The sequence below is a fragment of the Curtobacterium sp. 179-B 9B NHS genome (assembly GCF_045370965.1).
GTDB lineage: Bacteria > Actinomycetota > Actinomycetes > Actinomycetales > Microbacteriaceae > Curtobacterium.
This window is the reverse complement of record NZ_JBIQDQ010000019.1, coordinates 31,215-48,025: the sequence shown is the minus strand read 5'-3', so window position 1 is coordinate 48,025 and position 16,811 is coordinate 31,215. Positions and strand designations below refer to the sequence as shown.

Here is a 16,811-nt window from a genome sequence, read left to right as displayed (position 1 = left end):
TCCGGGGCGGACGGATCCTGCGCCTCCGGCTCGGTGCAGTGCACCTGTGGAGGAACGGCGGGAGGGACGCCCCGGGCCGGGTGGGCACGGGACGTCGGGGACGGCGCGTGCCTACGCGGGTTCGCGGAGGGACGGGTTCGCGTACTGCACCGCGGGCAGCACGACGAGCGCATCGAGCTGGCGCTCGAGGCGGCTGCTGTGCTGCTGGGCGTGCATCGCGGTCCCTCCGTGGGCGCCCGGGGCGGGCGATCCTGCCCGACGGGCAGGAGGACCGACAGTAGTGCGACACGCCCGGGCCGCACAACTCACCCGGGCGTGTCGCGGTTCTCTCGGCCGTTCCTGCACGGTCGGGAGGCACACCACGACCGTCCACAGCGGGGTACGCCCGGCTGATGGTCGCCCCGCCGGGCCGGGCAGGCTGGTGGTATGACCGAACGGACCCGCGACACCCCCGACGCGAACGACAACGAGGAGCGCACCGACGGCTACGTGCCGCTCCGCTCCTACGGAGCCATCGGTGACGGCCGCACGGTCGCGCTCGTCGCACGCGACGGCCGGATCGACTGGCTGCCGATCCCCTCGATGGACTCCCCACCGGTCTTCGCGAGCATCCTCGACGCCGAGCACGGGGGGCACATCGCACTCCGTCCCACCGGCGACGCCAGCGTCGAGCGCGAGTACCTGCCGGGCACGAACGTGCTCGTCACGACGTGGACGACCGACAGCGGGTCCTGCACGGTCACGGACGCGATGGTCACCGGCGTCGCCGGTCGGCTGCCGTGGGCCGAGATCGGCCGCTGCGTACAGGGTGTCTCCGGCACCGTCGAGATGGAGTGGGCGGTCGTCCCCGGCACCCTGCTCAACACGGCGGAGCCGCGACGCATCGACACGGCCAACGGCACGGTGATCGGCATCGACGGCGTGACCATCGGCATCGTGCAGCACGGCTTCGAGCCCGTGCACGACGACGGGCCTCGGTTCTCCGGACGCTTCACCACGAACGAGGGGTCGAAGTCGATCCTGACGATCGTCGGTACCGAGAACGAGCCGATCTTCATGCCCGAGCCGGAGCGCACGCTCGACGCGGTCGACCGGACGATCGAGAACTGGTCGACCTGGTCGGAGACCTTCTCGTACGACGGCCCGTGGGCCGACGCCGTGCAGCGCAGTGCGCTCGCGCTGAAGCTGCTCATCTACTCGCCCACGGGTGCGATCGCGGCGGCGCCGACGACGAGCCTGCCCGAGGACCGCACGGGCGGCAAGAACTGGGACTACCGGTTCGCCTGGGTCCGCGACCTGTCGTACACCGTGCACGCCCTCACCCGCTTCGGGCTCCGCGAGGAGACGCACGCGGCGGTGTCCTGGGTGATGCGGACCATCGCCGAGCACGACGAGACCATGCCGATCTTCTACGACCTGAACGGCGAGAAGACCGACGGCGTCGAGGAGCGCGACGTCCCCGGGTGGAACGGCATCGGTCCGGTGACGATCGGCAACCGTGCGGGCGACCAGCTGCAGCTCGGTGTCTGGGGTGACGTCTTCGAGATCCTCCGTCAGTACGTCAAGGCGGGCAACGTGCTCGACCGCCAGACCGCGAGCGTGCTCGAGCGGCTCGCGGACGACGCCTGCCACCGATGGCCCGAGCAGGACTCCGGTATGTGGGAGCTCCAGGAGGCGCAGCACTACGTGTCGAGCAAGGTCGGGTGCTGGCAGGCGCTCGACGCTGCGGTGGAGCTCCACGACGCCGGCATGATCGACGGACCGCGCGAGAAGTGGATCGAGAACCGCGAGCTCATCGAGCAGTGGGTCGCCGAACACGGGTGGGACGAGGAGCGCGGGTACTACGTGATGTACCCGGGGTCCGACGCGATCGACACCTCGATCCTGCTGCACGCGATGTCGTCGTTCGACCGCGGCCCGCGCATGGCGTCGACCATCCGCGCGATCGAGGAACAGCTGCAGCACGGCCCCCTGGTCTACCGGTACTCCGGCATGGACCAGGAGGAGTCGCCCTTCGTCGCGTGCTCGTTCTGGCTCGCGGCCGCCATGGCGTGCACCGGTCGGGTGGACGATGCCCGTTCCCTGATGGACGACATGGTGGCGCAGGCGAACGACGTCGGCCTGTTCAGCGAGATGCTCAGCGCCGAGGACGGGGCGTTCATGGGCAACATCCCGCAGGGGCTGTCCCACCTCGCGCTCATCCAGGCGGCGCTGACGATCGAGGAGGTCGCCGCCGAGTCGTGAACCGGGCGCGGACCCGGTCGGGCGGGTCGGTGGTGCCCGCCCGACCGCGACGGTCGTACGCTGCTCAGCCCAGGGTGATCGCCACGAGACCGGCGACCCCGACCAGGTAGAGCACGACCACGACGAACGAGTCGACGCCCATGCCGATGATCCGCCGCCCCGGCCGGAACACCAGGCCGACCGCGTAGACCAGCGTCAGCAGCGCGGCGAGGGCCGTCAGGTACACGTCACTCGCGTTCGCCTGCGGCAGCACCGCCTTGCCGGACAGCACCGTGGCGACCAGGAACAGCACCGGCAGGAACGCGTTGCCGCCGAAGATGTCCGACATCGCGAGGTTGTCGTCGCCCTGCCGGACGGCCTGGATGCCGGTGGAGATCTCCGGCAGGCTCGTGGCGAGGGCCAGCACCGTGGCGCCGAAGAGCACCCCGGACAGCCCGATCTGCTCCGACGCCGCATCACCCGCACGTTCGAGGACGACACCGGCGACCAGCGTCGCGAGGGCCGACACCGTGAAGACGACCGCCGCCTTCCGGGTGCTCATCCGCGGTGGGTCCTGCTTCCGTGTCCGGTGCCCCGACGCGTGCGGTGACGCGTCGGGCGCCCGGCCGTCCTGGTGCCACGGCAACCCCTTGCCGGCGCGCTGCACGAGCAGGAGCCCGACGACCCAGATGGCTGCGATGAGCACCACGTCCGGTGTGAGTCGTGCGACCACGAGGTCGGGCGGGAGCTGACTGCCGGCCACGACCACGGCGAGCACCGCGACGACGACGACCGCCTCGAGCACGAGGGTCAGCGACGCAGCACGGTGGGTGAGCGGCCGCACCCCCTTGCCCCGTCGGCCGAAGGCGTCGAGGATCGCGATCACGACGGTCTGCAGGGCGATGCCACCGAGGATGTTGCCGGCAGCGACCTCGATGTTGCCGGACAGGCCCGCGCTGACCGTGATGGCGATCTCGGGCAGGTTCGTCGCGACGGCCAGGACGATGAGCCCGCCGAGCGCGCTCCCGAGGTGCAGTCGGTCGTCGAGGACGTCGGTGGCCTTCGAGAGCTGGATGCCTGCGACCCAGATCACCGCGGCACCGGCCACGAAGATCACGACGAGCATCCAGAGCGGCAGGGATCCCATGCCCTCACCGTGGCCCCCGGCGGCCGCGACCGCTCCGAGGTGTGCGCCGAACGGCTCGACGGCGACCGGCCAGCGTGGACGGCCGCTGAGCACACCGTCGGCGGTGCGGCGCATGATGGACGGGCGATGAACGACGTCGATGCACGGATGGACCGGCTGCGGCGAGCCGCCCGGTACCGGTACCAGCAGCTCGTGGACAGCGAGATCGAACGCGGCTCCCTCGACCCGGACGAGGTCCGCGAGGAACGACGCCTGCTCCGGCTGCAGGACGTCGAACGGCACGCTCGTGCCCGCATCGAGGAGGCCGAGCGCCGCGGGGTCTTCGAGGGGAACCCGTACCACGGCAAACCGCTGCCGGGGAACGACGGACGGCACGACCCCGACTGGTGGATCAAGGCGAAGATCGAGCGTGAGGACATCCGCGGCATCGCCCCGCCGGCGCTGGCGCTGCGGACCGAGGACGCCGAGCTCGACGACCACCTCGACGCGCTCACGACCGAGGACGACGTCCGCGCGGTCCTCGTCGACTTCAACGCCCGCGTCAAGGAGGCCCGACGGCAGCTGCTCGGCGGACCGCCGGTCGTCACGCCGATGCGCGACGTCGACGTCGAGGTGGAGCGGTGGCGCGAGCGGCGGGACGCCCGCCGCGCCGCGGACGAGCGGGCGGCCGCCGACCGTGCGGCTGCGGAGCAGGCGGCACGGCCGCGTCGGTGGTGGCGTCGGGCGTGACCTGGGCAGCACGAGGCGCGCACCGTGTCCTCGTCCGCCGTGCCGGACCGCGGCCGGTGTCGCGGCGCTGGGCCGTGCCTCCAGGCCGACCCGATCGACCGCACCCGCCTGCGCTGCCGGCCCGGACGTGCAGAAGGCGCCGCTCCCGTGGTGGGGAGCGGCGCCTTCTCGTGGTGGTGCCGGTGCGGTGGTGTGCCGCGGGGTGTTACTTGATCTGCGCGGTGATGGTCGCGGTGCCGACGAGCAGCCCGCCCTTGACGGCGTCGGTCTTGAAGGTGCTGTTGAGCAGCTTCGCGGCGTCGTCGGAGACGTGGACGGTGGTGCCGGTCAGGATGGCGTTGTCACCCTCGAGCTGCAGCGGCTTGAGCGTGCCACCGTGCAGCGAGAACAGGTAGGCGTTCGAAGCGGCGACCTCGCCGTTGACGAGGACGTCACCGTAGAGCTTGGACGAGCCCGGGTTCACGACGAAGTTCTCGAGCGTGACCGTGGTGTCGCCGGCCTTCAGGGTCAGACCCGAACCGTTGTGGTCCAGCAGGCCCTGCACGTAGGGGCGGTAGTTGCCGTCCGGGCTCCAGTAGGTGACCGAGCCAGCGGTGATCGGGAACGACACGGAGCCGTCCTCGAGCTTCGCGTCGCCGGAGACGCCCGGGGTCAGCCCGAGGGAGGTGAGGGCGTCGGTGAAGCCCTTGTCGAGTGCGACGGCGGTGTTGCCACCCTTGACCTCGGGGACCGATGCGACCGGGGCGGGGATCTTCGAGGCCTCGGACGAGGAGGAGACCGTCTGCACGTTCGGGGTCGCGGCGTTCGCCGTGCTGATGCCGAACGCGGCACCACCGAGGACGAGGGCGCCGGTGGTGGCGAGGGTGATCGAGGTCTTCATGGACTTGCGCATGAGTGGGTTCCTTCCGTTGTCGCGCTCGGCGCGATTCCCTGTGTGCGCGCCGAACACACCCCGAAGAGGGGTGGAGAACCAGCTACTTGCGGCTGGTGAGCGCTCCGGGTGTTTCCCGGCTGATGCAAGGGATTCGGGGCCCTCGCCCGATCGGATTGGACGAAGTTCCTGGGGAACTCCGGCCCCCTGCTCCGTAGCGTGGAGACATGGCCCCCGTACACATCCCGAGCACCGACCGGATCCGGGCGATCGACGCCTGGTGGCGCGCCGCGAACTACCTCACCGTCGGGCAGATCTACCTCCTCGACAACCCACTGCTCACCCGTCCCATCGACCCGGACGACGTGAAGCCGCGCCTGCTCGGGCACTGGGGCACCTCCCCCGCGCTGAACCTCGTCTACGCGCACTGCAACGCGCTCATCGCCGAGACCGACCGCGACCTCCTCTACGTGTGCGGGCCCGGGCACGGTGGCCCCGCGATGAACGCGAACGCCTGGCTCGAGGGGACCTGGGGCGAGCTGTACCCGGACATCACGCCGGACCCCGAGGGGCTCCGGAAGTTCTTCAAGCAGTTCTCGTTCCCGGGCGGCATCCCGTCCCACGCCGCCCCGGAGACGCCCGGATCCATCCACGAGGGCGGCGAGCTCGGCTACTCGCTCGCGCACGCGTACGGCGCGGCGCTCGACAACCCGGACCTCGTCGTGGCGTGCGTCGTCGGTGACGGCGAGGCCGAGACCGGTCCCCTGTCCGGCTCCTGGCAGGCGCACACCTTCCTCGACCCGGTGTCCGACGGGGCCGTGCTGCCGATCCTCAACCTCAACGGCTGGAAGATCGCGAACCCGACCGTCCTCGCGCGCATCCCCGACGAGGACCTCACCGCGTACTTCCGTGGCCTCGGGTACGAGCCGATCGTCGTCGACTCCGCACGCGTGGACCACGACCCGTTCGCGGTGCACGCGCTGTTCGACGGTGCCCTCCGCCGCGCGCTCGCGAGCATCGACGACATCCAGGCCGCCGCTCGGGCCCAGGCCGAACGGGCCGCAGCCGGACAGCCGGCAGGCGCAGCCGACCTGCGTCCGCGCTGGCCGATGATCGTGCTCCGTACCCCGAAGGGCTGGACCGGCCCGCAGGAGGTCGACGGCGAGCGCGTCGAGGGCACCTTCCGCGCCCACCAGGTCCCGCTGCCGGCCGTGCGCGAGGACGCCGGACACCGCGAGCAGCTCGAGGAGTGGATGCGGAGCTACCGCCCGGACGAGCTGTTCGACGCCGACGGCCAGCCGACCGGGATCCTCACGACCATCCGGCCGCAGGGCGACCTCCGCATGAGCGCCACGCCGCACGCCAACGGCGGGCGCATCCGCACCGCGCTCGACCGTCCGCCGCTCGAGCCGTACGCGGTCCCCGTCGGCGAGGACGCCAGCTCGACCGCGACCCTCGGGCCGTGGCTCGCTGAGCTGACCTCGCGGAACGGGTCGTCCTTCCGCCTGTTCGGTCCCGACGAGACGGTGTCGAACAAGCTCGACGCCGTGTTCGACGTGACCTCCCGGGTGTGGCGTGCCCGTCGCGCGGCCGGTGACGAGCACCTCGGCGCTCGTGGCCGGGTCATCGAGGTCCTGTCGGAGCACCTGCTCGAGGGAGTGCTCGAGGGCTACGTGCTCACCGGCCGCCACGGACTGCTCAACACCTACGAGGCGTTCGCGCACATCATCGACTCGATGGTCGGGCAGTACGCGAAGTGGCTCGAGTCGTCGACCGACATCGACTGGCGCGCGCCCGTGTCGAACCTGTCGATCCTGCTGTCGTCGCACGTGTGGCGGCAGGACCACAACGGCTTCTCGCACCAGGACCCGGGCTTCCTCGACGTCGTCGCCTCGAAGCAGCAGGACCTCGTGCGCATCAAGCTCCCGGCGGACGCGAACACCCTGCTCGCCGTGGCAGCGCACGCGTTCGAGACCACGGACCGCATCGAGGTGATCGTCGCCGGGAAGCACCCCGAGCCGGTCTTCCTGTCCCTCGAGGACGCCGTCGCGCACGCGGCTGCCGGGCTCGGCGTCTGGGACTGGGCCGGCACCGAGCAGACGGTCGGACGCGCCGACGTGCTCCTCGCGAGCGCCGGTGACGTGCCGACGGTCGAGGCCGTCGCCGCCGCGGACATCATCCGGAAGCACGCGCCCGAGGTCGGGGTCCGCTTCGTGAACGTCGTGGACCTGCTGTCCCTCGGCGACCCGCGGAAGCACGAGCACCCGGTCAGCGACGAGCGCTACGACGAGGTCTTCCTGCCCGGCACGCCGACGGTGTTCGCCTTCCACGGCTACCCGTCGCTCGTGCACCAGCTGACGTACCGCCGGAACGGCCACGACGACCTGCACGTGCACGGCTTCCTCGAGCAGGGCACCACCACGTCGCCGTTCGACATGCTCATGCTGAACGAGATGGACCGCTTCTCGCTGGCGCACGACGCACTGTCGCGGGTCGACGCCGACGCGCACGCTGACCTGCTCGCGAAGCTCACCGAGGCGCGGGACGCCGCGCGGACCTTCGCCTACTCGAAGGGCGAGGACCACCCGTCGCTGTCGGGCTGGGAGTTCCGAGGGTGGCCGCAGGACGAGCCGACCGACGGCGGGACCGGGGGCGACCCGGGCGCCGGCGAGACGGAGGGCGCGGCACCCGGCAACTGACGTCCCGCGTCTCCTGCACGCTCCTCCTGCACAGCCTGGAGGCGCTGCGAACCGTCCACAGGACCGGTCACGCCCGTCGCGTGGCCGGTCCTGTGCCGTGAGGCTCGGGGCACGGACGTCGGATGGGTGAGCGCGGTGTCACCGACGAACCCGACGACCTGGTCAAGCGACGGCTCGCCAGGGTCGAGCGCGCTGTCGAGATCCTGCTCGCGGACCCGCACTACGGCCCCCTCGTGGAGCCGGAGGGGCGGCTGGAGTTGCTCGAGGACCTCCGGCAGGAGTCGCGGGAGCGCCAGGAGCGGGCACGCGCGCGGGAGCGGCACGATCTCCACGAGGACGCCTCGCTCGCCGGGAGTCGACGTGCCAGGCTGGGCACGTGCAGGACCTCGTCATCTCCGCTCCGGACCAGCCCACGCTGCCGACCACGGCCGGCGGTCGGTTCCCCGTCCGTCGGGTGTACTGCGTCGGTCGCAACTACGCAGCCCACGCCCGGGAGATGGGCCACGACCCTGACCGCGAGCCGCCGTTCTTCTTCACGAAGCCGGCCAGCGCCCTGGTCACCGACGGCGCCGACACCCCCTACCCGCCGGGTACGGACCGTCTCGAGCACGAGGTCGAACTCGTCGTCGCGCTCGGTCGTGGCGGGTCGGACGTCGCCGTGACGGACGCCCTCGACCTGGTGTGGGGCTACGGCGTGGGCATCGACCTGACGCGTCGCGACGTGCAGGCCGAGGCCAAGCGGCTCGGTCGGCCGTGGGACCTGGCGAAGGGCTTCGACGCCTCGGCCCCGGTCGGGACGCTCGTCCCGGCCGCCGGGGTCGACCCGACCACCGGTGCGATCGGCCTCCGCGTGGACGACGCACTGCGACAGTCGGGCGACCTGGCCGACCAGGTCTGGTCGGTGGCCGAGACGATCGCCGAGCTCTCGCGGTGGGTGACCCTCGCCCCGGGTGACCTGCTGTTCACCGGGACCCCGGACGGCGTCGGGCCGCTGCAGCGCGGCCAGGTCGTCACCGGCTTCGTCGCCGAGGTCGGAACGGTGACGACCCGTATCGTCTGACCTCCGGGCGCGGTCGGACGGTGCGCGACCACGCACCGCTGGGAACGTCCGCAGGCCCGAGGCGTACACCGGTCGGTGACGCCGGGGGACCATCGGCGCCAGACCACGGGACACCGCGAGCGTGCTCGACGCCGAGCGCGCCGGGGACGGGTGCGTGTCCCGACCGAGGAGGTGCGCCGTGCAGGAACACGACCTGCTCGCGACGTCCTGGACCTGGGCGGGCGACGAGCCGATCGCCGACCGGGTCCGAGCCGTCGGGGATGCCGGGTTCTCCGGCCTGTCACTGTCGCTCGCCGACCTCCACGAGGTGCGGGCGACGACCGGGTTCACGGCACTGCGACGTGCCCTCGACCGAGCCGGGATCGTCTGGGTGCAGCTCGGCCCCCTCGACCGCTGGTGGAGCCACGGCGGACGCTCGACGGACGACGAGGCCGACCGTGGGGTCGTGCTCGAAGCGGCAGCGACCCTCGGCGCCTGGCAGGTCGTCGTCCGTGCCGACACCGGTGTCCACCCGGTCACGCCAGCGGCGATGACCGCTGACTTCGTCGACCTCGCCGCGCAGGCCGAGAAGGTCGGTGCCCGCCTGGTCCTCGAACCGGAGCCCTGGTCGAACCTGCCCACCGTCGAGCGGGCATCGCGCTTCGTCGCCGCGGCCGGCCACCCGAACGCCGGGCTGCTCCTGGACGCCATGCACACGCTGCGCGGCGGCTCCACACTCGCCTCGATCGCCCAGGGCGTCGCGCCGGAGGTGCTCGCCGCGGTGGAGCTCAGCGACGGCCTGCTGCACACCCCGTCCGGACTCACCCTCGCCGAGGAGTCCCGCAGTGCCCGACACCTGCCGGGATCGGGCGCATGGGACCTGCCCGGGCTCGTCCGCGTGCTCCGGGGCCTCGGACACGAGGAGCCCTGGGGTGTCGAGGTCCGGACGGCCGCGCACCGGGCGATGCCCCTGGCCGACGCGCTCCGGACCGCAGTGGCCGCGACCCGGGCCGTGCTCGACGCCGCGGACGCCGCGGACGAGCCCGCTGCCCCGGCGATGCCGACCACGCCTGCCCCGACCTCCGCCGTCGACTTCGACGCCGCCGCACCTCCGCTCGATCGACCGGCACCCCGGACCGACGCGGGTACAGGCGCACCCGCGTAGCGTCTTGCGCATGACGGATCACGCAGCAGACGACGACCTCCTCCGGCGCTCGCAGGAGTCCATCGACGAGGCCGAGGCGGCAGCCGCCGAGGTCGACCTGCCCGAGCAGGAGGACCTGATCGACGAGGACCTGCCCGCCGCGGACACCGCGAAGCCCGCCGACGGTCCCGCGCCGGCCGCCTGAACGGGCCCGCCGAGGACCACAGGAGACCGTCCGGGAGCCGAGCTCCCGGACGGTCTCCTCGTGTCCGCAGCGGCTCTGCAGGAAGAAATCCGACGAACGGCGTGACGAACCCCGGAGTCGACCCGTCACACCAGTGGGCCCCGGAACCGTGGGGGTTCCGGACGCCCGGGTTCTGGTGATCCCGGGCCGCGGACGCGCCGTGGTCGGCCACCCCTGATCGCCGACCGCGGTGCACCGGCGGCGGTCCGTGCGTCCCCTGATCCGGCGCACGGACCGCCTTCGCCCGCGATCGCCGAGGCCGACCGGTCAGGACTCGCGGACGACGTCCTCGGGCCCCTTGTCCGGCCGCCACCCGCGCCACGACGGCTGTCGGAGCCGACCGTCCGCCGTCCACTCGGCGAACTCGACCTCACCGACCCGACGAGGTGTGATCCAGTGGGCGTCGCGGGCATCCGGGCGAGGGACCTCGACGAACGGCGAGGTCTTCCGCTCCGTCTTCCCGAGGGCCTCCCCGATCTCGTCCAGGTCGCGGTCGCTGAACCCCGTCCCGACCCTGCCGACGTACTCGAGTCCGTCCGGGCCGGGTACGCCCAACAGCAGCGATCCGACGCCACCGGCCCGGCGCCCCCTGCCGGGTCGCCACCCACCGACGACGACCTCCTGCGTGGCGTGGTGCTTGATCTTCACCCAGGCCTCGGAGCGGCGGCCCTCGGCGTACCGCGACGACCGTTTCTTCGCGACGACGCCCTCGAGCCCCCGCTCACGCGACGCCGCCACGGCATGGTCCAGGTCACCGTCGACCGCCTGGGGCACGTCGATCACCCCACCCGGCTCGACGACGGTCAGGAGCGCCTCGCGCCGGGCGTCGTAGCCGAGCCGGGTCAGGTCGTGTCCGTCGGCCTCGAGCACGTCGAAGAGCAGCAGGCGCACGGGTGTCCGGCGCCGAGCAGCCTCGACGTCACGAGCCCCGGTCAGTCCCATGCGGTCCTGCAGCAGGCCGAACGACGGACGCCCGCGCTCGTCCAGCGCCACGACCTCGCCGTCGAAGACCCCGTCGACCCCGGCCCGCTCACCCAGCTCCTGCAGCTCCGGGTACTGCGCGGTCAGGTCGTTGTCGTTGCGGCTGCGCAGGGTGACCCGTCCGTCGCGCACGGTCGCCAGGGCACGGACGCCGTCCCACTTCATCTCGAACGCCCAGGCCGCCGGGTCGAGACGCGGCTCCCCCTGCACGGGGCTCGCGAGCATGGCCCGACGCTCGGCGGGCGACGTCCTCGCGGGCGCGGCACGTCCGATCCGCTGCCGCTCCGCAGCGCTCGGCGTCGGTGTCCGGGAGGCTCGACCCGCATCCGCCTCGCCACCCCCGTCGGCGAGACGGTCCGGTTGGTCCTTCGTGCGGTGGATGAGCCAGTTCTGCTCGTCGCCGTCCTTCCCGCGGCCCCGCCCTCGGGTGTGCAGGAGCGCCAGCCGACGGACGCCGTTCGTGCGGCCGTGCAGCGTGACGATCACCTCTTCGCCGTCGCGCCACTTCTCGAGCTCGTAGGTGCCGTCGTCCCAGATCGTGACGGTCCCCCCGCCGTACTCGGCCTGCGGGATCGTCCCCTCGAACGAGCCGTACTCGAGCGGGTGGTCCTCGGTCTGCACCGCCAGGTGGTTCTTCCCGGGGTCGGTCGGCTCGCCCTTCGGCAGCGCCCAGCTCACGAGCACACCCTCGTGCTCGAGCCGGAAGTCGTAGTGGTCCCGGGTCGCGTGGTGCTCCTGGATGACGAACGTCGGCGTGCCGTCCTTCCGCACGGTCGGTGCGCCCTCGGGCACCGGCTCCGGCGTCCGCGACGCATCGCGCTTCGCGCGGTAGGCCGCGAGGCGGTCGCGAGCCGGTTGCTCTGCCTCGTTCGCACGCTGGGTCCGGTCGCCGTCCCAGTGGCCGTGGTCGGTCCTGCCCACCGCCAGCGAGGCGGAGGCGACCGGGTGCAGGAGGTCGCCGTGGGCCTCCAGGCGGTCGAGGACCTCCTCGAACTCCAGCTGGGCGAACCCGCGCTCCTCGAGCTCCCGCCAGGTCCGCGGCGCGGCGACGGTCGGCCGGTCACGGCCGCGCAGGGAGTACGGCGCGATCGTCGTCTTGTTGCCGTTGTTCTGCGACCAGTCGACGAAGACCTTGCCCCGTCGCTCGGCGCGGCTCATCGAGGACAGCACCAGGTCGGGCAGGTCCTGCTCCAACGCCCGGGCGAGCTCGTGCGCGACGTCGGACACCTGTGCGGTCGTGGCGCGCCCGTCGAGCGCCGCGTACAGGTGGATGCCCTTCGAGCCGCTCGTCACCGGGTACGGGTCGAGCCCCATGCCGTGCAGGATCTCGCGTGCGGCGAGCGCCACCTCGACGCACTCCGGCAGCCCGACACCCTCGCCGGGGTCGAGGTCGAGCACGAGCCGGTCCGGACGTTGCTGCGCGCCGCGGGGACCGAACCGCCACTGCGGGACGTGCAGTTCGAGCGCCGCCTGCTGCGCCATCCAGACGAGCGTCGGCAGGTCGTCGACGATCGGGTACTCGGTGTCGTGCTCCTTGTGCGCGATCGTGTGGTGACGGACCCAGTCGGGCGCCGAGTCGGGCAGGTTCTTCTCGAAGAAGACCCCGCCGTCCACGCCGTTCGCCCAGCGCTTCCGCGTCACGGGGCGGTCCTTGACGTGCGGGATCATCCACGGGGCCACCCGCTCGTAGTACGCGATGACCTGGCCCTTGGTCGTCCCGGTCGTCGGGTAGAGCACCTTGTCGGTGTTCGTCAGGGCGATCCGACGGTCGCCGACCGTGACGGTGGTCTTCCGGGCGACCGGGCTCACAGCGCGACCCCGGTCGCTCCCGCCACGGTCAGGGTGCTGCCGGACGTGTACGAGGACTCCGGGCCGGCGAGGTGGACGTAGGCGCTGCCGAGCTCGACGGGCTGCGCCGGACGGCCGAAGGGGGTGTCCTGACCGTAGGCGGCGATCTCGTCACCGGGGTAGCTGATCGGCTGCAGCGGCGTCCACACCGGCCCCGGCACGACGCAGTTCGCCCGGATGCCCCTCGCCGCGAGCTGGCGGGCGAGACCGTTCGTGTAGGTGATGATGGCGGACTTCGTGGCGGCGTAGTCGATCATCCGGTCCTGCGGTTGGTACGCGGAGACCGAGCTCGTGGTGACGATCGCGCTGCCGGGCGCCATGTGCGGGACGGCCGCTCGCACCAACCAGAACATCGAGTAGAGGTTGACCTTCATGGTGCGGTCGAAGTCCTCGGTCGACTGCTCGGTCACGTCCTCGTGCACCTGCTGGTGTCCGGCGACGAGCACGAGCGCATCGAGGCCGCCGAGCTCGCTGACGGCGTCGCGCACGAGGGTGTCGCAGAACGCCTCGTCGGTCAGGTCGCCCGGCAGCAGCACGGCCCTGCGCCCGAGGTCGCCGACGACGTCGCGCACCTGTTCCAGGTCCTCGCGTTCCTCGGGCAGGGCGTTCAACGCGACGTCGGCCCCTTCCTTCGCCATCGCGATCGCGGCAGCTCGCCCGATGCCGGAGTCGGCTCCGGTCACGAGCACCCGGTACCCGGGCATCCGCCCCGTCCCGAGGTAGGTCGTCTCGCCGTGGTCGGGCGCCGGGTCCATCGCGCTGGCCAGCCCGGACCCCTGCTGGGTCTGCGGCGGGAACGGCGGCCGGGCGTACTGCGAACGCGGGTCCTGCTTGTCGAGCTGGCTCATGGGCCCATGGTGCTCGCCGTGGCGGCACGACGGTTCAGGACCGGGCTGTTCCGTGGACGGGTCGTCCTGACACAGGAGCTGTGCAGGGACCGGCGGCCGTCAGGCCGTCGTCCGCACCGGGGCGGCGAGCAGCTGCTCCGCGCCGACCCGGTCGCCGCGTCCCTGCACGAGGGTGCCGACCCCGAGTACGGCCCAGACGACCGCGACACCCCAGTCGCCCGCGGTCCCGGACGCCGCGAGGATCGCCCACAGCGCGGCCAGCCCGACGAACACGCACCCGCTGGTGCGTCGCTGCCGGGCGTCCGCCAGCCACCGTTGCACCCGCGGACGCCAGACCGCGTCCGGGACCTCGGCGGGGACGCGTCCGTCGTCCACCCACCGTCGCGTCGCGACGACGGCGGCACGACCGCCCCGTCGCGCCCAGGACCAGACCTGCAGCGCGGGGAGCACGACCGCCAGCGCGAGGCCGAGCACGACGACCGCGACCCAGGGGACCGGTCGCGGTTGCAGCGCGAAGAACACCGCCGGTGCGACCGCCCCGCCGACCGTCAGGGCGACGAGCTGCCACCACCCCGACGCGCCGATCCGATCGTCGTCCGTCGTCGCCTCGCTGGCCGTCGTCGTCTCGTGGTCCCCCGTCATGTGCGGCACGATACGCCCTCCGGTGTCGTGCGCGGCTGGCGATCCGCCCGGAACTGCGGGCCCGTCGCCGCACTCGCGGGCATCATGTGCCCATGAGGTCGATCTGGAAGGGCTCCATCGCGTTCGGGCTCGTCAACGTGCCCATCAAGGTGTACGCGGCGACCGAGACCCACGACGTCTCCCTGCACCAGGTGCACGACGAGGACAAGGGCCGCATCCGGTACAAGCGCGTGTGCGAGTTCGGCCACGAGGTCGAGTACGCCGACATCCAGCGCGCCTACGACGACGGCGACAAGACCGTCGTGCTGACGTCCGACGACTTCAAGCAGCTCCCCGAGGAGCAGTCGCACGAGATCGAGGTGCTCGAGTTCGTGCCCGTCGACCAGGTCGACCCCATGATGTTCGAGAAGTCGTACTACCTCGAGCCGGACTCCCGCTCGCCGAAGGCCTACGTGCTGCTCCGCGAGACGCTGTCGAAGACCGACCGGCTCGCGATCGTGCAGTTCACCCTGCGGCAGAAGACCCGGCTCGGCGTGCTGCGGGTGAACGAGGACGTCATCCTGCTGCAGGGGCTGCTCTGGGGCGACGAGGTCCGGGCTGCTGACTTCGCGGCCCTCGACGCGTCGGTGAAGGTCAGCGCGAACGAGCTGAAGATGTCGTCCTCGCTCGTCGAGAGCATGTCCGCCGACTTCGACCCGGACCGCTACACGGACTCCTACCAGGAGGAACTGCAGCAGCTCATCGACGCGAAGCTCGAGGCCGGCGACGACGTCGACACCGCGGAGACGTTCGGCGAGCGCTCCGAGGACGAGGAGGACGGCGACGGCGGGGACGTCATCGACCTGATGGCGGCCCTGCGGGCCTCGGTGGACAAGAAGCGGTCCGGCCCGTCGGGGTCGTCGCGGTCCTCGTCACGGTCATCGTCACGGTCCGGAGGCTCTGGGTCGCGCTCGTCGTCCGGCGCACGGTCGTCGTCCGGTTCCGCTGGTGCGGACGACGAGGGGGACGCGGAGGCGGCACCGGCCGAGAAGGCACCGGCAGGCAAGGCGCCGGCGAAGAAGACCCCCGCGAAGAAGGCCTCCGCAAAGGAGACCTCCACGAAGAAGGCCCCCGCGAAGGAGACCTCCACGAAGAAGGCCCCCGCGAAGGAGACCTCCACGAAGAAGGCCCCCGCGAAGAAGGCCCCCGCGAGGAAGCAGGCCAGCTAGCCGTCGCGTCGGGTCCGGCGGAGCGCGAGCGGGATCGAGACCCAGAGCGCAGCCGTGCCGAGGAACACGACCACCCCGCCGATGATCCCGCCGACGTCCCCGATCACGACGTCGAACACGAACAGCACGGTGCCCGAGAAGAGCAGCGCGCTCGCCGCGAGCGCCGCGATGAGCAGCGCGTTGCCGGCACGCACCAGATCGTGCTTCTGGCGCTGCCGGAACACCAGACGGTGCGCGGAGACAGCGGACAGCGCGACGACCGTGATCACCACGGCGAGCGCGACGAGCACGAGGTAGACGACCTCCTCGCTGGTGCTGAGCATCGTGAACCGCTGCTGGAACGGCAACGTCAGCAGGAACCCGGCCAGGATCTGCGTCCCGGTCTGCACGATCCGGAGCTCCTGCTGGATGTCCGACCAGTTCCGGTCCCAGCGCTCGGTCGGGGTCTCGTGCCGCCCGCGTTCGGTGTCCTGTGCTGCACCGCTGACGTCGCTCATGCGCCGAACCTACTGCGCCGGACCCACGGTGCCGTCACGAGCCGGAAACACGACTCCGCGAGACTGTCCGCATGACTCCACAAGAGCCAGGGAGCCTGCAGTCGTCATCAGTGACCGCAGGCCCGCCCGTCACCGTGTCCATCACCCGCCTGGTCGAACCCGACCGCATCCCCGACGCCACCGCGTGGGTGCAGTCCGGCGTCAACCTCGCGAACCGCTACCCGGGCTTCCTCGGCTCCGGGTGGGTCCGGTCGCACGCCACCAGTCGGGAGTGGCACATGCTCTACCGGTTCGCCGACCACGAGCAGCTCGCCACGTGGGAGAACTCCGACGACCGGCTCCGCTGGCTCGACCAGGGGCGTGACCTCGTGGTGGAGTCCCGGGTGGAGAAGCGCACCGGCATCGAGGGCTGGTTCGACGCCCCGCAGGACGCCCCCGCGTCGAGCGCCCCGCCCCGCTGGAAGCAGGCCGTGAGCATCTGGCTCGGGTTCTTCCCGGTCAACCTCGCCTTCACCTACCTGGTCGGCTGGCTCGTCCCGGCGTTCGGGCACCTGGCCGTGCTGCCCCGCGTGCTCGTCACGACGCTCGTGCTCACGCCGATCATGACGTTCTGGGTGCTGCCCGTCGTCACGGGACTGATCCGCCCGTGGCTGCTCGCTCCCCCGCGACCCGCCCGGCAGCGCTAGGCCCC

At 72.0% G+C, this 16,811-nt stretch carries 14 protein-coding genes; 8 read left to right on the top strand and 6 right to left on the bottom strand.

The window, feature by feature from the left end; translation table 11 throughout:
• The first annotated feature begins 426 nt into the window (after positions 1-426).
• Complete coding sequence (locus tag ACH0A8_RS14170; protein WP_066651704.1) at positions 427-2,244, top strand: glycoside hydrolase family 15 protein; 1,818 nt, start codon at positions 427-429, stop codon at positions 2,242-2,244.
• A gap of 64 nt (positions 2,245-2,308) precedes the next feature.
• On the opposite strand, the gene ACH0A8_RS14165 is transcribed toward ACH0A8_RS14170, so the two are convergent.
• Positions 2,309-3,484, bottom strand: a complete 1,176-nt coding sequence (locus ACH0A8_RS14165) for a sodium:calcium antiporter (protein WP_406907410.1) — start codon at positions 3,482-3,484, stop codon at positions 2,309-2,311.
• A gap of 12 nt (positions 3,485-3,496) precedes the next feature.
• Here ACH0A8_RS14165 and ACH0A8_RS14160 point away from each other — a divergent pair, with 12 nt between their 5' ends.
• Positions 3,497-4,099, top strand: coding sequence for a DUF1992 domain-containing protein (locus ACH0A8_RS14160; protein ID WP_209684288.1), 603 nt, complete (start codon positions 3,497-3,499; stop codon positions 4,097-4,099).
• A 205-nt stretch (positions 4,100-4,304) separates the two neighbouring features.
• Here ACH0A8_RS14160 and ACH0A8_RS14155 read toward each other — a convergent pair whose 3' ends face one another.
• On the bottom strand, positions 4,305-4,991 hold the full coding sequence (locus ACH0A8_RS14155; RefSeq protein WP_066651700.1) for a hypothetical protein: 687 nt from the start codon (positions 4,989-4,991) through the stop codon (positions 4,305-4,307).
• A 206-nt stretch (positions 4,992-5,197) separates the two neighbouring features.
• Between ACH0A8_RS14155 and ACH0A8_RS14150 the strand changes: the two genes are divergently transcribed.
• The 4 genes from ACH0A8_RS14150 to ACH0A8_RS14135 all read left to right on the top strand — a co-directional run bounded on the left by ACH0A8_RS14150 (position 5,198) and on the right by ACH0A8_RS14135 (position 10,057).
• A complete protein-coding gene (locus ACH0A8_RS14150) occupies positions 5,198-7,669 on the top strand; it encodes a phosphoketolase (RefSeq protein WP_406907409.1) in 2,472 nt (823 codons plus the stop codon).
• A 376-nt stretch (positions 7,670-8,045) separates the two neighbouring features.
• Positions 8,046-8,729 carry a fumarylacetoacetate hydrolase family protein gene (locus ACH0A8_RS14145; RefSeq protein ID WP_406907408.1) on the top strand — a complete coding sequence of 228 codons (684 nt, stop codon included), beginning with the start codon at positions 8,046-8,048 and terminating at the stop codon, positions 8,727-8,729.
• 178 nt (positions 8,730-8,907) lie between these two features.
• Positions 8,908-9,873, top strand: coding sequence for a sugar phosphate isomerase/epimerase family protein (locus ACH0A8_RS14140; protein ID WP_406907407.1), 966 nt, complete (start codon positions 8,908-8,910; stop codon positions 9,871-9,873).
• Positions 9,874-9,883: 10 nt separating this feature from the next.
• Positions 9,884-10,057, top strand: a complete 174-nt coding sequence (locus ACH0A8_RS14135) for a hypothetical protein (protein ID WP_406907406.1) — start codon at positions 9,884-9,886, stop codon at positions 10,055-10,057.
• Positions 10,058-10,363: 306 nt separating this feature from the next.
• Here ACH0A8_RS14135 and ACH0A8_RS14130 read toward each other — a convergent pair whose 3' ends face one another.
• The 3 genes from ACH0A8_RS14130 to ACH0A8_RS14120 form a co-directional block, all read right to left on the bottom strand.
• Positions 10,364-12,886, bottom strand: a complete 2,523-nt coding sequence (locus ACH0A8_RS14130) for an ATP-dependent DNA ligase (RefSeq protein ID WP_406907405.1) — start codon at positions 12,884-12,886, stop codon at positions 10,364-10,366.
• Positions 12,883-13,773 (bottom strand): SDR family oxidoreductase, encoded by an 891-nt coding sequence (locus ACH0A8_RS14125; protein ID WP_209684306.1) that lies wholly within the window; start codon positions 13,771-13,773, stop codon positions 12,883-12,885. Before ACH0A8_RS14125 ends, ACH0A8_RS14130 begins: the two co-directional genes overlap by 4 nt.
• 99 nt (positions 13,774-13,872) lie before the next feature.
• The gene (locus ACH0A8_RS14120; protein WP_271826982.1) at positions 13,873-14,415 is read right to left on the bottom strand and encodes a hypothetical protein; all 543 of its coding nucleotides are present in this window, start codon (positions 14,413-14,415) and stop codon (positions 13,873-13,875) included.
• 92 nt (positions 14,416-14,507) lie between these two features.
• Here ACH0A8_RS14120 and ACH0A8_RS14115 point away from each other — a divergent pair, with 92 nt between their 5' ends.
• Complete coding sequence (locus tag ACH0A8_RS14115; protein ID WP_406907404.1) at positions 14,508-15,623, top strand: Ku protein; 1,116 nt, start codon at positions 14,508-14,510, stop codon at positions 15,621-15,623.
• On the opposite strand, the gene ACH0A8_RS14110 is transcribed toward ACH0A8_RS14115, so the two are convergent.
• The gene (locus ACH0A8_RS14110; RefSeq protein WP_251154216.1) at positions 15,620-16,120 is read right to left on the bottom strand and encodes a DUF6328 family protein; all 501 of its coding nucleotides are present in this window, start codon (positions 16,118-16,120) and stop codon (positions 15,620-15,622) included. The genes ACH0A8_RS14115 and ACH0A8_RS14110 overlap by 4 nt on opposite strands.
• 71 nt (positions 16,121-16,191) lie before the next feature.
• Here ACH0A8_RS14110 and ACH0A8_RS14105 point away from each other — a divergent pair, with 71 nt between their 5' ends.
• Positions 16,192-16,806, top strand: a complete 615-nt coding sequence (locus tag ACH0A8_RS14105) for an antibiotic biosynthesis monooxygenase (RefSeq protein ID WP_066651677.1) — start codon at positions 16,192-16,194, stop codon at positions 16,804-16,806.
• Positions 16,807-16,811 lie beyond the last annotated feature (5 nt).

What these genes read in the sequence shown, in the direction of transcription:
- ACH0A8_RS14125 (WP_209684306.1), bottom strand. Translation starts at nt 13,773, where the DNA reads ATGAGCCAGCTCGACAAGCAGGACCCGCGTTCGCAGTACGCCCGGCCG.
- ACH0A8_RS14150 (WP_406907409.1), top strand. Translation starts at nt 5,198, where the DNA reads ATGGCCCCCGTACACATCCCGAGCACCGACCGGATCCGGGCGATCGAC.
- ACH0A8_RS14110 (WP_251154216.1), bottom strand. Translation starts at nt 16,120, where the DNA reads ATGAGCGACGTCAGCGGTGCAGCACAGGACACCGAACGCGGGCGGCAC.
- ACH0A8_RS14105 (WP_066651677.1), top strand. Translation starts at nt 16,192, where the DNA reads ATGACTCCACAAGAGCCAGGGAGCCTGCAGTCGTCATCAGTGACCGCA.
- ACH0A8_RS14135 (WP_406907406.1), top strand. Translation starts at nt 9,884, where the DNA reads ATGACGGATCACGCAGCAGACGACGACCTCCTCCGGCGCTCGCAGGAG.
- ACH0A8_RS14160 (WP_209684288.1), top strand. Translation starts at nt 3,497, where the DNA reads ATGAACGACGTCGATGCACGGATGGACCGGCTGCGGCGAGCCGCCCGG.
- ACH0A8_RS14115 (WP_406907404.1), top strand. Translation starts at nt 14,508, where the DNA reads ATGAGGTCGATCTGGAAGGGCTCCATCGCGTTCGGGCTCGTCAACGTG.
- ACH0A8_RS14120 (WP_271826982.1), bottom strand. Translation starts at nt 14,415, where the DNA reads ATGACGGGGGACCACGAGACGACGACGGCCAGCGAGGCGACGACGGAC.
- ACH0A8_RS14165 (WP_406907410.1), bottom strand. Translation starts at nt 3,484, where the DNA reads ATGCGCCGCACCGCCGACGGTGTGCTCAGCGGCCGTCCACGCTGGCCG.
- ACH0A8_RS14170 (WP_066651704.1), top strand. Translation starts at nt 427, where the DNA reads ATGACCGAACGGACCCGCGACACCCCCGACGCGAACGACAACGAGGAG.
- ACH0A8_RS14155 (WP_066651700.1), bottom strand. Translation starts at nt 4,991, where the DNA reads ATGCGCAAGTCCATGAAGACCTCGATCACCCTCGCCACCACCGGCGCC.